At 58.8% G+C, this 16,971-nt stretch carries 16 protein-coding genes; 3 read left to right on the plus strand and 13 right to left on the minus strand.

Annotated features, from left to right (window positions below):
- Positions 1 to 63 precede the first annotated feature (63 nt).
- Positions 64 to 780, minus strand: coding sequence for a helix-turn-helix domain-containing protein (locus IM314_RS05700; protein ID WP_045629905.1), 717 nt, complete (start codon positions 778 to 780; stop codon positions 64 to 66).
- 97 nt (positions 781 to 877) lie between these two features.
- On the opposite strand from IM314_RS05700, the gene IM314_RS05705 reads away from it, so the two are divergent.
- Positions 878 to 1,297 carry a nuclear transport factor 2 family protein gene (locus IM314_RS05705; protein ID WP_045260879.1) on the plus strand — a complete coding sequence of 140 codons (420 nt, stop codon included), beginning with the start codon at positions 878 to 880 and terminating at the stop codon, positions 1,295 to 1,297.
- Between the two features lie 45 nt (positions 1,298 to 1,342).
- Here the strand turns inward: IM314_RS05705 and IM314_RS05710 are convergent, their stop codons facing one another.
- Together IM314_RS05710 and IM314_RS05715 are read right to left on the minus strand one after the other, a co-directional pair.
- Positions 1,343 to 2,524, minus strand: coding sequence for a PLP-dependent aminotransferase family protein (locus IM314_RS05710; protein ID WP_028014153.1), 1,182 nt, complete (start codon positions 2,522 to 2,524; stop codon positions 1,343 to 1,345).
- A 20-nt stretch (positions 2,525 to 2,544) separates the two neighbouring features.
- Complete coding sequence (locus IM314_RS05715; RefSeq protein WP_045260881.1) at positions 2,545 to 3,432, minus strand: LysR family transcriptional regulator; 888 nt, start codon at positions 3,430 to 3,432, stop codon at positions 2,545 to 2,547.
- Positions 3,433 to 3,529: 97 nt separating this feature from the next.
- On the opposite strand from IM314_RS05715, the gene IM314_RS05720 reads away from it, so the two are divergent.
- Entirely contained in the window at positions 3,530 to 4,132 is a 603-nt protein-coding gene (locus IM314_RS05720; RefSeq protein WP_047364367.1) for a short chain dehydrogenase, read from the plus strand.
- Here IM314_RS05720 and IM314_RS05725 read toward each other — a convergent pair.
- From IM314_RS05725 to IM314_RS05745, 5 genes are all read right to left on the minus strand, one after another.
- Positions 4,126 to 4,860 carry a bifunctional 2-polyprenyl-6-hydroxyphenol methylase/3-demethylubiquinol 3-O-methyltransferase UbiG gene (locus IM314_RS05725; RefSeq protein WP_059353949.1) on the minus strand — a complete coding sequence of 245 codons (735 nt, stop codon included), beginning with the start codon at positions 4,858 to 4,860 and terminating at the stop codon, positions 4,126 to 4,128. The two genes, IM314_RS05720 and IM314_RS05725, sit on opposite strands and share 7 nt — an antisense overlap.
- Positions 4,861 to 4,934: 74 nt before the next feature.
- Positions 4,935 to 5,933: a transketolase family protein gene (locus IM314_RS05730; protein ID WP_193358390.1), complete on the minus strand. Its 999-nt coding sequence runs from the start codon at positions 5,931 to 5,933 to the stop codon at positions 4,935 to 4,937.
- Positions 5,933 to 6,778 carry a transketolase gene (locus IM314_RS05735; RefSeq protein ID WP_193358391.1) on the minus strand — a complete coding sequence of 282 codons (846 nt, stop codon included), beginning with the start codon at positions 6,776 to 6,778 and terminating at the stop codon, positions 5,933 to 5,935. The genes IM314_RS05730 and IM314_RS05735 overlap by 1 nt, the downstream gene beginning before the upstream one ends.
- Positions 6,779 to 6,790: 12 nt before the next feature.
- Positions 6,791 to 7,540 (minus strand): SDR family NAD(P)-dependent oxidoreductase, encoded by a 750-nt coding sequence (locus IM314_RS05740; protein ID WP_003862216.1) that lies wholly within the window; start codon positions 7,538 to 7,540, stop codon positions 6,791 to 6,793.
- 36 nt (positions 7,541 to 7,576) lie between these two features.
- The gene (locus IM314_RS05745; RefSeq protein ID WP_193358392.1) at positions 7,577 to 8,908 is read right to left on the minus strand and encodes an MFS transporter; all 1,332 of its coding nucleotides are present in this window, start codon (positions 8,906 to 8,908) and stop codon (positions 7,577 to 7,579) included.
- Positions 8,909 to 9,123: 215 nt separating this feature from the next.
- Between IM314_RS05745 and IM314_RS05750 the strand changes: the two genes are divergently transcribed.
- A complete protein-coding gene (locus IM314_RS05750; protein ID WP_028014161.1) occupies positions 9,124 to 10,044 on the plus strand; it encodes a LysR substrate-binding domain-containing protein in 921 nt (306 codons plus the stop codon).
- A gap of 18 nt (positions 10,045 to 10,062) precedes the next feature.
- On the opposite strand, the gene IM314_RS05755 is transcribed toward IM314_RS05750, so the two are convergent.
- The 5 genes from IM314_RS05755 to fdrA are packed head-to-tail and all read right to left on the minus strand — an operon-like array spanning position 10,063 to position 16,945.
- Complete coding sequence (locus IM314_RS05755; protein WP_193358393.1) at positions 10,063 to 11,442, minus strand: amidohydrolase family protein; 1,380 nt, start codon at positions 11,440 to 11,442, stop codon at positions 10,063 to 10,065.
- Between the two features lies 1 nt (position 11,443).
- Positions 11,444 to 12,400: a carbamate kinase family protein gene (locus tag IM314_RS05760; protein WP_126344979.1), complete on the minus strand. Its 957-nt coding sequence runs from the start codon at positions 12,398 to 12,400 to the stop codon at positions 11,444 to 11,446.
- On the minus strand, positions 12,397 to 13,977 hold the full coding sequence (locus IM314_RS05765) for a xanthine permease (RefSeq protein WP_193358394.1): 1,581 nt from the start codon (positions 13,975 to 13,977) through the stop codon (positions 12,397 to 12,399). Before IM314_RS05765 ends, IM314_RS05760 begins: the two co-directional genes overlap by 4 nt.
- Before the next feature lie 11 nt (positions 13,978 to 13,988).
- Positions 13,989 to 15,404, minus strand: coding sequence for a DUF1116 domain-containing protein (locus IM314_RS05770; RefSeq protein ID WP_193358395.1), 1,416 nt, complete (start codon positions 15,402 to 15,404; stop codon positions 13,989 to 13,991).
- Positions 15,404 to 16,945 carry an acyl-CoA synthetase FdrA gene (gene fdrA / locus IM314_RS05775; RefSeq protein WP_193358396.1) on the minus strand — a complete coding sequence of 514 codons (1,542 nt, stop codon included), beginning with the start codon at positions 16,943 to 16,945 and terminating at the stop codon, positions 15,404 to 15,406. The genes IM314_RS05770 and fdrA overlap by 1 nt, the downstream gene beginning before the upstream one ends.
- Positions 16,946 to 16,971: the final 26 nt, after the last annotated feature.

Here is a 16,971-nt window from a genome sequence, read left to right on the forward strand (position 1 = left end):
GCCCCTTTGGGGAGAGGGTTAGGGTGAGGGGAACATACGGCTGTGGTGGTCATTCCGTTCACTTTAGCCACCTTTAATCCCCCACTGCCCCGGCGTTTTACCGGTCCATGCTCTGAAAACCTCAATAAATGCGCTGACGCTGCTGTAGCCGCAGGACAGCGCAATCCATCCCACCGGCTTCCCCGCCGCCAGCCACTCTATTGCCTGCATGACGCGCGCCAGCTGCCGCCAGTTGACGAAGTTCATTCCCGTCTGGGCGCTAAATCGACGGTTAAACGTACGTACGCTCATCCCGGCATGGCTGGCATGGCTCTTGACCGTTTGATTATCATCGACACACTGCAGCAAGTGGCTGACCACGTTCTTCAGACGCGGATCCGTCGGTACGGGCAGATAAAAGTGCACCTGAGGCGTCAGGGCAAGCTCATCCAGCAGCAGGGTGAGCTTTCGCGGATCGTACTCGTTTTCTGCAACGCTTAAGCGGGAAAACAGTGCATGAGTGAGATCGTCGGGCTCGAACAGCGCGGGGGCATCGGGAAGCATTGCACAGCACGGAGGGTCAAGATAGATAGCGCAGCCTTCTATCGCGCTTTCAGAAAAGGCGGCATGCTGCTGGCCCGGCGGGATCCAGCCAATATGGTTTGCCGGTACAACCGAACGCCCCTGTTGGGTCTCAATCACCAGCAGCCCCGTTGCAATACGCCAGAGCTGTCCGGTGGGATGGCTGTGCCACGCGGTGCGGTAACCGCCGGGATGGCGGAGCGTCTCTGTACCGATCATCTTATCCTGGCCGAAAATCGTTATTCATCGACGTATTACAGAAACTACGCCATCGACTGTCAAGGATAATGGTGGCTCAACTACACAAGGAGCCAACATGAGCATCATCACAACCCTGATAGCCCAGCCTGACAATACCCTACAGCGCGAAAAAATGGCGTGCCTGTTAAGCCGCTTGTTCAAAGGCGAATTAGATCCCGCAGAGGTGTTCACGCCCGATTACCAGCAGTACACGGATGGTCACGCGCTTGATTATCGGGGTTTTGTGCAGCACCTGAACCACGTCCGCTCGCAGATCCGCGCGATCGCATTCAGGGTAGAAGAGCTGGCCTGTCACGAGAATCTTTTAGCAGACCGGCACTGGGCTACGGTGACGTATCCAGATGGTCGCCAGGCGGAATTAGAGGTGTATATGTTTGCCACACTGCGCGAGGGGAAAATCTGTCGTATCCATGAAGTGACGCAGACGATCGGCGGCGATGCTTCAGACCGCGCGCTCGCCCACGCCACGCAATAAGCTCACCCTGCGCGCACAACGGCAACTGCCGTTATGCGCGCTCTGTTACAGGGAGATTTTCAGGCGTCGAACCGCTTCTTTAAGCTGCTCATCTGTTGGGGTGACGAATGACATGCGCAGCGTTGTCTGGTCCGGTTCGTTGCAGTAGAAGAACTCGCCCGGTACAAACACCACGCCGTTGCTTAAGGTTTTTTCCAGCCATTTCGTCGTATTCATGCCGTTGTTCATTTTTGCCCACAGGAACATCCCGCCCTTCGGCTTGTGGAATGACATCACATCGCCCAGCTCGGCTTCCAGTTCCGTTGCAAACGTCTGGTATTTCTGGCGATAGGCCTCGCGGATCATTTTAATCTGGTTCGCCAGACGCCCGGTTTTCAGGTACTCGTAGGTCATCAGCTGGGACAGCGTGCTGGTGTGCAGATCGGTGGTTTGCTTGAGGTTCACCACCGCGCGCTTCAGCCATTCCGGCACCAGCACCCAGCCCACGCGGGTGCCCGGCGCGAGGATTTTGGAGAAGGTAGAGGTGTACACCACGTTATCTTCATTGCCGATATCTTTCGCATGGGCAATCAGCGGGCGGAATACGTCGTCGGTGTAGTTAATTTCGCTGTACGGATCGTCTTCGATAATCACGAAATCATAGCGCTTTGATAATTCCACCAGCTGTTTACGGCGCGCTTCGGAAAGCGTTACGCCGCCAGGGTTACCAAAGGTTGGAACGATATAAACCGCCTTGATGGTTTTCTTCGCCACCAACGCTTCAAGTTCATCGACCTTCATGCCGTCGCCGTCGGTGCCGACGGATTCAAAATTCGCCTGTGCCAGGCCAAAGACCTGCAGCGCGGCGAGATAGGTAGGACGTTCAACGACAACCGTATCGCCCGGATTAATTAACGCACGCGCCAGCACGTCCAGAGATTGTTGAGAGCCGGAAGTAATGACCACGTCATCGGCCTTACAGGCGATGCCGCGCCCCTCGCAGATGCGTTTAATTTCTTCGCGCAGCCCCGGTACGCCTTCCGTCAGGCCATACTGGAACGCCTCGCCAAAATTCTGTGACAACACGGCATCGGCGGCAATTTTAAGCCCTTCGCGATCGAACAGGTCCGGATTGGGAATACCGCCGCCCAGCGAAATCACGCCCGCCATTTTGCTATGTTTTAATAATTCACGGATGGCAGATGATTGCAGGCCCTGCGCGCTGCTGGCGAGTTTGTTTGCAGACATTCTTTGATTACCTTCTTTTTTTATATTGTGCCCAATCTTAGCAGAATATGAGCAATAAATTCCGTTAGCTTAGGGAGGGGACGCAAATCCTGACGCCACAGTAAATGTACCGGCCTCGGCGCGGGCGTGAACGGCTCCAGCACGCGCACCAGCCTGCCGCTTGCCAGCTCTTCCGCCACCAGCACTTCCGGTTGCAGCAGCAGCCCTGCCCCGGCTCGCGCCGCCATGCGTAAGCCGTAGCCGTCGTTGCATCTTAAGATCGCATCACGCTTCCAGCGCACCTCCCCTTCCGCACCCGGCAGCCGCCACTCGTTGCGCGCGGTCCACACCGTGTGCGACAGGCACAGATGATCCACCAGATCGGCGGGCGTCTGCGGCGTGCCGTGTCGCGCCAGATAATCCGGCGCGGCGCAGATCACCATGTTGTAGGGACACAGATATTTCGCCACCAGATCGTCATTGCGGATATCGCCAATGCGAATGGCCAGATCGACCCCCTCTTCCACCAGATCGACCATCCGGTTGGTGAGATCCAGTTCGATACGCACTTCCGGGTAGCGCTGCAAAAATGTGGCCGTCAGAGGGGCGATCGCGCAGCCGCCAAACGACGTGGGGGCGGTGACGCGCAGGGTGCCGGCGGGCGCCGCGCGCAGCCGTTCAACCGCGCTTTCGGCAATCGAGACCTGCTCCAGCACGCGCCTGGCCTCTTCGAAATAAACGCGTCCGGCGTCGGTCAGGCTCTGGCGACGGGTATTGCGCTCCAGCAGCCGCGTGCCGAGCTGAGATTCGAGCAGCGCAATATATTTCCCGACCATCACCGCCGACATCTCCAGCCGCGCCGCCGCGCCGGTGAAGCTGCCGCTCTCTACCACCGCGATAAACGTCTCCATGCCGCGAAGCTTATCCATATTCCAAACCCCTGGTTAGTAATCATCTAACTTTAGCCCAGTTTATCTGACTTTTTATTTATTAAAGAATGAGGGCTCACAACATGAGGAGTCGGATATGAAAATCGTCATTATTGGTGCCAGCGGTACGGTCGGTCGTGCCGTAACCGAAGAGTTAAGCCGTCGTCACGAGGTCATCCGCGTGGGTCGCACGCGGGGCGACTACCAGGTGGATATCACCTCGCAGGCGAGCGTGCAGGCGCTGTTTGAGAAAATCGGCCCGGTGGATGCGATTGTCTCCGCCAGCGGTGGTCTCTACTTTGGCCCGCTCGCGACCATGAAGGACAGCGACTTCAACCAGGGCCTGCAGGACAAGCTGCTCGGGCAGGTGCGTCTGGCGCTGACCGGCCAGCATTATCTGAACGAAGGCGGCTCGATTACGCTGATAAGCGGGATTGTGGCGCAAGAGCCGATTGCGCAGGGCGTGAACGCCACCACGGTCAATGCGGCGCTGGAAGGGTTTGTCCGCGCCGCAGCCTGCGAACTGCCGCGCGGGATCCGCATTAACCTGATTAGCCCAACGGTATTGACGGAATCCGCCGAAGCGTATGACGGGTTCTTCCCCGGCTTTGAAAGCGTTCCCGCCGCGACCGTGGCCCAGGCCTACCGCCGCAGCGTGGAAGGGGTGCAGAGCGGGCGGGTGTATAAGGTAGGTTACTGAGCCTTACGGGCGGACATCAGCACCAGCATCGGGCGCTCCGCCTCTTCGGACAATGCAGGCCAGGCGTCAATCTGCGCCTGCGTTGGTCCCCACTCATTGACTTCACTTATCGTTAACCCGGCCTTTATCAGCGCGTTAAGCGTGGTGCCCAGCGTTCGGTGGTATTTAATCACTCCATCCGCCAGCCAGTTGCTGACGCGCTGGCTTTCGTCCTGATAATGGTTCACGCCCCAGAACCGCTCGCCGCTGTCGTCGGTCAGCCAGCCCTGACGGGTGGCGCAGGTGTAAATCGGGTGCTCCATCGAGAAGACCAGGCTGCCACCCGGTTTTAGCGCGCGCTGAACGTTGGCGAATAGCGTGTCCAGCTCCGGCAGGTAGTGTAGCGCCAGCGAGCTGTAGACCAGATCGAGACTGTTTTCGCGAAGCTGAAGAGATTCCAGATCGCTACGCTGATAGTGAATCTGCACGTCATCCGTCAGTTCAGCCGCGCGGGCAAGCATTTTTTCTGAGATATCGACGCCCGTAACGTCGCTAGCGCCCAGCGCGCGCGCCGCGCGGCAGAACCAGCCGTAGCCGCAGCCGAGATCGATAACCGCTTTGCCGGTTAAATCAGGCAGCATTGCTTTGAGCGCAGGCCACTCAGGCGCACCGTCCAGCCCGTGCACCGAACGCGGAAGCTGAGCGTAGCCTTCAAAAAACGCCGGGTTGTCGTAGATGTTTTGTGCCATGACGGACTCCTTTATCGCAACAGAGGCGAGGGTAAAGCACCCCTCGCCCGTTGGCAACGTATCCGTCTGATAAATCACAGCCTGCGCCGGATTTTCTCCACCATGGCTGTGGTTGAGATCCCGTAGCGGTCATGGAGGGTGGGCAACGCGCCCGCATCAAGGAACGCGTCCGGCAGCGCGACGGTATCGAAATCCACGTTCACGCGGTTGCGCATCAACAGCGACGCGACGGCTTCGCACAACCCGCCTACGCTGCTGTGGTTTTCCGCCACGATGACCAGCCGTCCCGGCTTCGCGGCCTGCGCCAGGATCGTCTCTTCGTCCAGCGGCTTAATGGTGGGCGAGTGCAGCACCGCCACGCTAACGTTATCCTTACGCAGCTGCTTCGCCGCCTCCAGCGCACGCATGGTCATCAGGCCTGAGGCGACGATCAGGACATCGCTCCCCTCTTCCAGCAGCGCAGCTTTGCCAATCTTAAACTGGTAGTTGTACTGGTCCAGCACGACCGGTACCTTGCCGCGCAGCAGGCGCATATAGACAGGGCCATCGTGCGCTGCCATCGCCGGCACCGCCTGTTCCGTGTCAATTGCGTCACAGGGATCGATAATCGTCATGCCCGGAATACCGCGCATAATCGCAATATCTTCCGTCGCCTGGTGGCTCGGCCCGTAACCGGTGGTTAGCCCCGGCAGCGCCGCACAGATCTTCACGTTCAGGTGCTCTTCAGCAATCACCTGATGGATAAAGTCGTAGGCGCGGCGGGTAGCGAAGACGGCATAGGTTGTGGCGAAAGGAATAAAGCCCTCTTTCGCCATGCCGCCCGCGGCCCCCATTAGCAGCTGTTCGGCCATGCCCATCTGGAAGAAGCGTTCCGGGTAGGCCTGGGCAAAGATATGCAGATCGGTGTATTTGGACAGATCCGCCGTCATACCGACGATCTCCGGTCGCTGTTCCGCCAGCTTTACCAGCGCGTGGCCGAACGGTGCGGCGCGCGTCTCCTGGCTCTCTTCCGCGATAGAGGCAATCATCGCCGACGTGGTTAAACGCGGTTTTTTCTCCGTGGTCTGGCTCATTACAGCACTCCTTCAGGTTTGTTGGCATCCAGCACGGCGAGTGCCTTTTGCCACTCGTCAGCATCCACGCGAATAAAATGGTTCTTGTCACGCTTTTCGAGGAACGGCACGCCCTTGCCCATCAGCGTGTCGCACAAAATGACGCGCGGCTGGTTTTCCGGGTAGCGTTTGGCGTTATCAAACGCCGTCACCAGCGCAGGAACATCGTTGCCGTTCACGCGCTGCACGTACCAGCCGAAGGAGGTCCATTTATCCTCCAGCGGCTCAAAGCCGAGGATCGCGTGCGAGTTGCCATCCGCCTGCTGGCGGTTAATGTCCACCAGCACGATCAGGTTCGACAGGCCGTGATGTGCCGCCGACATCGCCGCTTCCCAGGTTGACCCTTCGTCCAGCTCGCCGTCCGACATGGAGTTAACGACCCATGCCGCGCTCTGCTTGTGCTTCAGCCCCAGCGCCATGCCAACGCCAATGCTTAAGCCCTGCCCCAGCGAACCGCCGGAGATCTCCATACCTGGCGTGTAGGTTGCCATACCGGACATCGGCAGGCGGCTGTCGTCCGCACCGTAGGTCTCCAGCTCCTCTTCAGGAACGATCCCGGCTTCAATCAGGGCCGCATAACAGGCAATGGCGTAATGGCCGTGGGAGAGCAGAAAACGGTCACGCCCTTCCCACTCCGGCTCGCCCGGCTTAAGGTTCATTCCGTGGGTAAACGCGGTGGCCAGCACATCGGCATAGCCCAGCGCCTGCCCGATGTAGCCCTGCCCCTGCACTTCGCCCATGCGCAGCGCGTAGCGGCGAATGCGCCAGGCCGCAGCGGCAACCTGTTGAACTGTGGTATCCATCATCGTCGTATCTCCTTAATGGATCAGCATCCCGCCGTTCACGTCGAGCGTGATACCGGTGGAGTAAGAAGAGAGGTCGCTGCCGAGGAACAGCGCGGCGCGGGCAATATCCTGCGCGTCTCCGAGGCGGTTAAGCGGAATGCCCGCCAGAATGGACGTTTTCATCTCATCGCTCAGCTTGCCTGCGGTGATGTCCGTCTGGATAAGACCCGGCGTGATGCAGTTTACCCGCACATTGTCGGGCCCCAGCTCGCGCGCCATGGCTTTTGCCAGTCCCAGCACACCCGCTTTTGCAGCGCTGTAGTGTGGGCCGCCGAAGATGCCGCCGCCGCGCTGGGCCGATACCGATGAAATGCAGACGATGCTGCCCGACTTTTGCGCGCGCATAGTGGGAATAACCGCCTGGGACATTAGCAGCGTGCCGCGCAGGCTGACGTCGAGCACCGCATCGTAATTTTCGCGTTTGATATCCATCAGCTTGATCGGCTGAGTAATGCCGGCGTTATTCACCAGAATATCGATGCGCCCGTATTTCCCCAGCACCTGCTCAATGGCGGCATTAACCTGTAATTCATTGCTGACGTTCGCCGCAAGGCCCAGATGTTCGTCGCCCAGACTCGCGGCGGCAGCCCGGCTGGCTTCAGCGTTTAAATCGATAATCACCACTTTCGCACCCTGTTCGGCATATAATTTCGCCGTAGCGAAACCCAAACCGCGTACGGAAGCCGCGCCGGTAATAACGGCGACTTTATTTTTCAGTAGCATATATTTACTCCATTCGGACAAGAGATATTTAATGATTTATTTCGGTTCTTCCAGCAGCATAATCATAATTAAGCCAATGGCTGCGCAAATACCGAAATAAATAAACACGGAATTAAAACTACCTGTTTTATCCAGCAGATAACCTGCCAGCATCGGGGAAACAAATCCGCCGAGATTACCGCCGCTATTGATGATGGACGCGGCAATGGGATAGGTTTTACTGTCCGCAACAGCCATGCCATAAGCTGTAAAAGCGGGCCAGCCAATATTCAGACAGAGACCGACAAAAAATAGTCCGACGCAAACCGCCACGGTGCTTTGCGGAATATTCAGCATAATGACCATCATTAAAACGGTGCTGATGGCGGTAAACATCATGGTCGGTTTACGTCGGCGGCCGAGCAGTTTGTCGGAGACGTAGCCGCCAAAAATCGCACCGATAAATCCACCGATGCACGGCATGCTGGCGACCAGCCCCATGCTCATAAACGTAAAGCCTTTCTCTTTCACCAGATAGAGCGGGATCCACGTCAACAGTCCGTACAGCACGCTGACCATCATAAAATAGGCCAGGCAGTCGCCGAGAATATTCTTCGAGGTAAACAGCCTTTTCACCGTGCTTACCGGGGCTAACTCCCGCACGCGGATCAGCCGATCGAGGCGTGCAAAGCCCGGTGAAATCACGATGTTTTCACGTCTGGCGTCCGGCGTCTCCTGGCCGGCGGTAATGGTCTCCAGCTCCGCTTTAGAGACAAATGCGCTCTCGGACGGCTTCGTGCGTACCAGCAGATACCACAGGACGGCAATGACCAATCCTGGGATCGCAAAGGAGAAGAAGACCCAGCGCCAGCCCCAGGTCATGGCGATCCACACGGCCAGCGGCGGCACGAGGATGGGCGCGAACATGGTGGCGGCGATGTAGACGCCCGTGGCCGTGGCCTTCTCCTTTGGCGGAAACCAGTTATTGATGGTGGAGGCCAGCCCGACCGGGCACGGCCCCTCTGTTAACCCCAGCCCCAGGCGGATACACTTCAGGCCCAGAACCGAGGTTGCGGTGCCCATCAGCCAGGTAAAGGCAGAGAAGCCGAATATCGACAGTGCCACCATGCCGCGAATTCCCTTTTTGGCAATAAAAAAGCCCGCAGGAATTTGGCTCAGGGCGTATCCCAAAAAAAACATGCTGGCGATGGCACCGGCTTCGAAATTATTGATATGAAATTCGTCAATGATAAACGGCAGTACCGCACCAATATTTGTTCGGTCAGCATAGTTAATGGCATAAACAATAAAAATTAATGCCAGCACAACGAAACGGTAATTGGTTTTTTTAGTCTTTATGTAGGGGACAGCTTGTTCTATACGAGACATAACTTACCTCATTATTCGAACACCGTGAGTCGTTTTATTATTGCGTTCAACGTCAATATATCGGCTCACCCATGAAACGCCATTCAATAAAGCTCATTTATTGCTGAGATAAATTTGATTCGCGATACAGCTCAAAAAAATAACATCGGGATAAAATTGCCCGCTCGCAGTCTCAATGTTATGTTTTTTATCAATTATCGTGTAAGGAGTAGGCCATGTCCGCGCAGGATCGCCAGACGTTATCGCTGCCCTCGCTCAGAAATTTGCAGGCGTTTATCGCCGTTGCTAACGCCCTGAGCATCCATCAGGCGGCGGAACAGCTCAACGTCACGCCTTCGGCGGTAAGCCACCAGATTGCGTCGCTGGAATCGTGGCTGGGCAAGAAATTATTTATCCGCAGCGGCAAAGGGGTTCAACTCACCCCGACGGGAGAAAAATATCTGCGGGAGGTCTCGGCGGCGATGAGCGCCATTGGGCGCGCCACCGATCAGATCGTGAAAGAAAAAGACAATGCTGTGCTTCGCGTGCACTCTTCCCCCACCTTCGGACTGTCATGGCTGTTGCGCCGTCTGGGCAGATTCCGCGCCGAATATCCTGATATCACCATCAATCTCACCTGCTCCTATGAGAACCTGCAGTTCGCCAGAGATAATATCGACATTGATATCCGTCATGGTATTCCGGACTGGGATGCTTACCGGGTGATGACCATTAAAAACGACACGCTGGTAGTATTGGCCTCGCCGGGCTATGCAGAAGAGCATCCCATCAGCACGCCCGCCGATCTGCTGCAACAGTCGCTTATCTCCTCCACCAGCACTCTGGTGAACTGGGAAAAATGGTTCGCCTGGCACAATATCGACAGGCCCTGGCTCAATTTCAGCCTCAGCTTCGACCGTTCCTACATGAGCTTTGAAGCGGCGCGCATGGGGCTGGGGTTTATTCTGGAGAGCAAAATGATGGCTACCGATCACCTGAAGGATGGCTCGCTGGTACAGGTGCTGCCGGATGAGATGGGAATCGCCATTAACGCGCATCATCTGGTGATGCCGCACATGAACGAACGCGCGTGGAAGATCCAGCAGTTCGTCGAGTGGATTGATCGGGAGTTGCGATTGTCGGGGTATCACCTGTAGCGATACCCCATCGTGGCGTCAGGCGACCGTGCCCCAGACGAGATTCCCCTTGTGGAACGTCGCGGTGCGCGGAGAAATGCGCGCCACCGCCTCGGCGGAACAGGAGGCGTCCACCAGCACAAAGCTGGCGTCGTCCTGCGCTTTCGGCCATACGCGTTCACCTTTATCGTTCAGCGGCAGCACGTCGCCGGTAGCGATGCCGAGCGCGCGGGAGAGCGTCTGCTCGTTCGGGCGAATATAGAGCTGGGCGTACAGATTAGCTTTCTCCAGCATGTCACCCAGACCGTACGGCGACCAGTGGTCGATCACGCTGTCGGTGCCGGTCATAACAAACACACCCTTCTCCCGCAGCTGCTTCAGCGGCATGTGCAGGGTGCCAATCGGCACCGTGGAGGCGATGGTCACCTGCTGCGCCGCCATGCGGGTGGCAATCTCATCCACCTGCTGCTCGTTGAGCGTCGCCAGCGCGAAGGCGTGGCTGATGGTCAGCTTGCCCTTCAGCTCCGGCGTTTTCTCCACGGTTTCCACCATGTAGTTCACCGCCGCCACGCCCGCCGGGCTGGTTTCATGGAGGTGAATATCCACCCCTTTGTCGTAATCCAGCGCAATCTGGAACATAGTATCGAGCGATTTCTCCATCGCGCCGTCAACGCTGGTTGGGTCCAGCCCGCCTACGTAGTGCGCCCCCGCCTGCATCGCCTCGCGCATCAGCTTTTCAGAGTTGGAGAGCAGCAGGCCGTGCTGCGGGAAGGCAACGATTTCGCAGTCAAAACCTGCGCTGCGGCGCGCCAGCACCGCCTGCAAATTTTCCAGGTTTTTCAGGCCGGAAACCGGCTCAATATTGCAGTGGCTGCGGGCGATGGTGGACCCTTTGGACTGGATCAGGTCGATCAGCTTTTCGGCGCGTTCTTGCGTGTAGGGCTGTAACTCCGGCAGCAACTTCTGCTCCAGGCGGATCATGTCCTGAATGGTGGTGCCCGCCGGACGGTTCAGGGAGCGCCACGGGCCGCCGTAGAAGGTTTTATCCAGGTGAATGTGCATGTCGCGCATCGCCGGAAGCATCAGCTTTTTACCCGCGTCGTAGTGCGGCAGCGCGGCGTCGGCGTGGCTCCCGTTATCGCGCAGGGCGACAATTTTCCCGTCTTTGATCTCCAGCGTTTTCAGCTCGGTGCGGGTGCTCGTCGCCACGCTGCCCTCGAAGTTGAACCCGGCCTCCAGCAACACGTTGTCCAGATAGTAATGTTTTGCGGTGATGTTCATCGGTTTCCCCGTCTCGCAGGTTGCCTTTGCAGTGTCGGCAGCATACGCGACGGAGCCGGTTGCGCCAAACAGCGCGCAGGCGGTGACCAGTTTGCCGCTCTGGCTGATAAACTCGCGGCGGCTTTTGTTTTCACTCATCTTATCTTCCTTCATTAACAATGTGGGTACCCGTTTCACCGCGCAGCGCCGCGGGCAGGCAGTCCGGCGAGGTAATGATCACGCGCCTGCCGCCGTGGCGTAAAAATGCCAGCGAGGCGACGATTTTGGGCAGCATGCTGCCCGCCGGAAAGTGTCCTTCATCCATGTAGCGCGTCATCTGCGCCACGCTGACGGTGTCCAGCGCCTGCTGGTCTGGCTTGCCGAAGTTAACGCAGACTTTCTCCACGCCGGTGGTTATCACCAGCACGTCGGCGCAAATCTCACGGGCCAGCAGCGCGGTGGAGAGATCTTTATCGATAACCGCATCCACGCTCTGATAATCCCCCTGCTCGCTGCGCACCACGGGAATGCCTCCGCCGCCCGCGCCGATGACCACAAAACCTTTCTGCGTTAGCGCCTTAATCGCATCCGCCTCGACGATGCGCAGCGGCTGGGGCGAGGCCACCACGCGGCGATAGCCCCGGCCTGAATCCTCGACAAAATGCCAGTCCGGGTGCGCGAGCTGTAGCTCGTCGCGCTGCACCTCGCTGAAGAACGCGCCGATCGGTTTTGTCGGGTGCGTAAAGCCGGGATCGTTTTTATCCACCTCCACCTGGGTGACGACCGTGACCGCCTTTTGCTCGCCACGCGCCGCCAGGCGGTTGTTGAGCGCCTGCTGGATCAGATAGCCGATACCGCCCTGGGTATCCGCCACGCAGTTTGCCAGCGGGGTCAGCGGCAGCCCTTCCCGCTCGTGAGCGATCTCGGCGCGGCGCAGATCCAGCCCCACCTGAGGGCCGTTGCCGTGGGTAAGCACGATGTCATAGTCGGAGGCCAGCATTTCGAGCACGGACTCGGCCACCGCTTTGACCGCCTGCGCCTGATGTTCCACCGACTGGCTGGCGTTGTCTTTGATAATGCTGTTGCCGCCAATGGCGACGACCATAAGCTCTTTCATTTTGTTTCCTTTAGAAGGTGCGTTCTGGTGCCCTCACCCCGGCCCTCTCCCACAGGGAGAGGGGGATTAACAGAGGTATCCAGCACATGCTTCACCACAAACATGCCGCCCATCATCAGATACGCGGTGACGAACATCAGCGAACTGCCTTCGGCAAAGCCCACGACCGGAGCGTGGATCACCCCGAACAGCGCCAGCAGCGCCCCGCCCGCCGCAGCCACGGCACCGCGCAGCGGTTTGTTGATGATGGCGAAGATAGCGATACAGCCCCAGAGCATGCTGGCGAGCGGCGCACCGTTGCCGAGGTGCATCAGCCCCTCGTAGTAGATCCCTTTGCTGTGCAGCACGTCGGTGCCAATTTTCGCCGCGCTGGTTCCCGCCGCGCTCATCACGCTGTTCATCATGGTCAGCGCCCAGTTAGCGATCCACGGGAACAGGCAGATAAAGATGACGGGCACCTCCACTTTGGGGGTTTCCCGCACCACCTGGTTGGCGGTGACGACGCCGATAAACACCAGAATCGGCACGATAGCGGTCATCGGTATGATGGCGAGCATAAAGGCCCCCAGCCCGAACAGCGGCACGATGAACATGGTCACGCCGGACGCCAGCGTGTAGCCGATGCTCGCCCCCATCGCCTTCCAGCCGGGATGGCCCACGTAGACCGTGACCGGGAACGGGTTGCCCATCAGGCAGCCGAGCATGGAAGCCAGGCCGTTCGCCAGCATCACCTTGCGGGTCGGGTACTCATCCCCCGCCGCGTGGGCGCTTTCGATGTTCTCCAGGTCAAAGATGTAGTTCGCCAGCCCCAGCGGTACGGCGGACGCCAGATAAGGCAGCGCGTGCGGCAGGCCCTGCATAAAGCTGTCCACGTGCACTTCCGGCGGGTTAAAGCCGAAGGATGACATGGACGCCTTAATGGCATCCGGGCTTTGCAGTCCGGAAATCCACGCCAGCGCCGTTCCGGCAATCAGCAGCAGCAGGCCGGTCGGGATTTTGGCGAAAATCGGCTTTTTACCGAACCAGTTAATGAAGATCAGCAGCAGAACGATGAACGACACGGTGGGCGCTTCGAACGCCTGCAACATCGGGTTCATCGCCAGCAGCAGCAGGCCAAGACCGGACAGGCACGACAGCAGCACGGTGCGCGGGATCATCTTGCGGATGGTCTCACCCAGGAACGAGCCGCCCGCGAGGATCATTGCTTCCACAAAGCACCACACCAGGCCAATCTGAATCGCGAAATCCGCATCGCCGGTTTGCTGGTAGACGGGCATCAGGACCAGGAAGGTCACGGTAAAAATCGAGGGTGCGCTCGGGCCGGACGGCAGCGCGGTGACGTCCGTACGTCCGGTGGCGCGCGCCATTTGCAGACCAAACCATGTGTAGCATAAGCTTGCTACCAGCACCGCCAGCCCGAAGGCCGGCGCGATGCGTCCATAAACAATCTCCTTCGGGATGCCGACGACAAAAATGAGCAGCCCCATCATGGTCAGCAAATTAGTCAGGTTGTTGGTCATCAACCCGAAATAGGCCGCCCAGTCACCTCTTTTCCACTCCAGTTTCATGTTTTTCATGGATGCATACCTTATAGAACGTAGCGATCGCGGAAGGTCAACAGCGCCTTTTCAAAACAGCTAAACGGCGGGTGAACGATGCCCGCCCCAATCATGCCGATACCCGCGTCTTTGTGGGCAATGGCGGTGTTGATCACCGGCAGAATGCCGCTGCCCGCCACTCTGGTGATGTCGATGGCGGTTGGAATGCCCATAAACGACAGCAGCGGAATGGTGACGTTCGGGTTCTCGCCGAGGGTGATCTCGCGCATCTGGCGCGAGAAGTCGATGGCTTCCTCCACCGTGCCGCCCACCAGCGCAACGATGGCCGGTGCCGTCGCCATCGCAAAGCCGCCGATGCCGTAGGTTTCGGTGATGGCGCTGTCGCCAATATCCAGTCCGGAGTCTTCCGGCTTGTAGCCCGCGAACATCGGGCCAATCACCTGCTGCGCCGGGCCGGTGAACCACTGCCCCGGCAGGCCGGAAACGCGCAGGCCGAACTCGTAGCCGTTGCGCGCCATGGTGGTAACCACGGTGCTGTATTCAATGCCGTGAGCGGCATCCAGCGCGGCTTTACACATCGCCATCCACGTCGGGCCGGAGAAGTAGTCGCTGCTGGCGACAAACTCGAACACCTCACGCTGCTGCTCCACCGGATAGCCCGCCTGAATCAGCCCCGGCGTCAGCGCCTGGATCAGCAGCGTGGTGCCGGCGTTGTTGCGGTTGTGGCACTCGTCGCCCATGTGCAGCGCCTGGGCCAGCATCAGGCGCAGGTCGATTTCGCCGATGATATTCATCGCGTCGCGCAGCATCGGGTCGAGCACGTCGCGCATCCAGTTCAGACGGTCGATCACGCTCTGGTCGTTAGCCCCCATGCGCAGGATCTTCGCCATCTGCTCGCTGAGGTTGGTGAAGGCGCGGTTGCCGTAGGTTTTGTTTTCAACAATGTGCATAAACATCGACGCGGAGGTGACGCCCGCCATGGAGCCCACGCAGTCGTGCTCGTGGCACGGCGAGAAGGTGATCTCGCCTGAAGCCGCCAGCCTTGCGGCATCCTCCAGATCCGTCGCCAGCCCTTCAAATACCAGCGCACCGGTAACCGCGCCCTTCATCGCCCCGCACATGTTTTCCCAGGCGACGGGCGGACCGGCGTGCAGAATGGTGGTGCGGGTCATGCCCGGCACTACGTTAATTGCCTGGTCATAGCCCACCAGCACCGGGTGAGACTGGATGATGCGCTCAAGGGCGATTTTGTTCGCGGCGGCGATCTTCTCCGCCAGCGGTTTCTCTGCCAGCTGGTCGAGCGCTTCTACCACCTGCATGTTGCCCTGCCCCGGCGGCGTCCAGTCGAGCTGGGTCACGGGAACGTGCTGCTTTTTGAGGTCGTCGCTGAACATCGCAATGCCGACGTTAATGACGTTAAGCGGCTGGTTGAATAAAGTGGTCATTATGCGTTCTCCCCTTTGCAGACAAATTCGCGTGCCAGTAATCCGGTGTTGGTGCTGCTGCTGGCCCAGATGACGCCTGCGTCGGTCAGCCGCTGGCACTGCTGCGCCAGCGACTGCGGATCCTGGTCGGTGCCGAGCACGTAGCCGAGGATCTCCAGCGGACGGTTATCGGCTTTCGCGATCGCCTGTGCCTCTTTGATCGCGTCGATCATCCCCCCCACCGGATCCTCGTGCGCGCCGAAGCCGAGCACGAAGTCCATCACGATAACGCCCACCTGCGGATCGCTCGCCTCCTGCAGCAGGCGGCTGATGCGGTTGGTCGGGTCGATCATTGGGTGCGGTTTGCCGTTGGTGAAGTCGTCGTCACCGAAGTCAAGGAAGGTGTGGGCCTGGCTGACGCTGATGTCCTTCAGGCGCTTAGCCGGATCGGGCTGGATGTTGCTCCAGACATCGTCGAACTTCTCCAGCGCGGCAAACATCGCTTCGTCGCACAGGGTGCCGCCGCAGAACAGGCCGCGAATGTACTTCTGCTGTGGGGTCAGGCGGGCGCGCACCTCTTCAATCAAAGGCCAGTTGAGCGGATGCAGATCCAGGGACTCTTTTTTAATGCCGGTAAGCAGCACCGCCTTCAGCGCCGCCTCTTTGGTGCCGCGCGCAAACTGCAAGCCGTCTTCGTCGGTGGGCGGGTCGTTACGGCCAAGGAAACAGACGACCACGGGCTTGCGGCAGGCACGCGCACGGGCCAGCACTTTCCCGGCCACCGCGGGTGCAGGCGGCTTGGAGATGAGCGCAATCACCCGGGTGCCCTCATCCGCCTCAAGCATGTCGATGGCGTCGAGCATCATCAGGCCGCCGATTTTCTCGCTGAGATCGCGCCCGCCGGTGCCGATCAGCTGCGATACGCCGCCGCCGAACTCGTGAATGCGCACGCTCAGCTCCTGGCTGCCGGTGCCGGAGGCGCCAACAATCCCAATCGGCCCGCGACGTACCGCGTTGGCGAAGCACAGCCCCGCACCGTTGATGATGGCGGTTCCGCAGTCAGGCCCCATCATCAGCAGCCCTTTCTCATGCGCCAGCTGCTTCAGTGCCAGCTCGTCGTCGAGCGACACGTTATCGGAGAACAGCATGACGTTAAGATCGTTTTCCAGCGCCTGACGCGCTTCGCGGGCGGCAAAGGTGCCGTTGACGGAAATGACCGCCAGGTTGCTGTCCGGGCGATGAGTTTTGGCGCTGGCAATCGTCGCGTAGCGTGCTTCATGGGTGCCGCCGCTCGCTTTATGGGTAAATAAAGCCTCTATTTCCGCCAGCGTTTCATCGTTCGCCGCGTCGCCTTTAATCACGATCATCAGGTCGCCATTTTTGGCTTCCGCTAATTCCGGCGTGAGCAGCCCGAGATTTTTCAGAACGCCTTTATTCATTTCCGTCGCCATTGCCACAAACGCCTGTTCGACGCCCGGCAATTTATTGGCTTTGGTGGAAACCGACATTAAGGAAACCGAATCGAAATACGTGTTCTTTTTTATGACGATTTTGGTTGGCATTGTTTTCTCCTGAATACGGATAAAAG

Source organism: Enterobacter cloacae complex sp. P42RS (assembly GCF_014930595.1).
Taxonomy (GTDB): Bacteria; Pseudomonadota; Gammaproteobacteria; order Enterobacterales; family Enterobacteriaceae; genus Enterobacter; species Enterobacter bugandensis.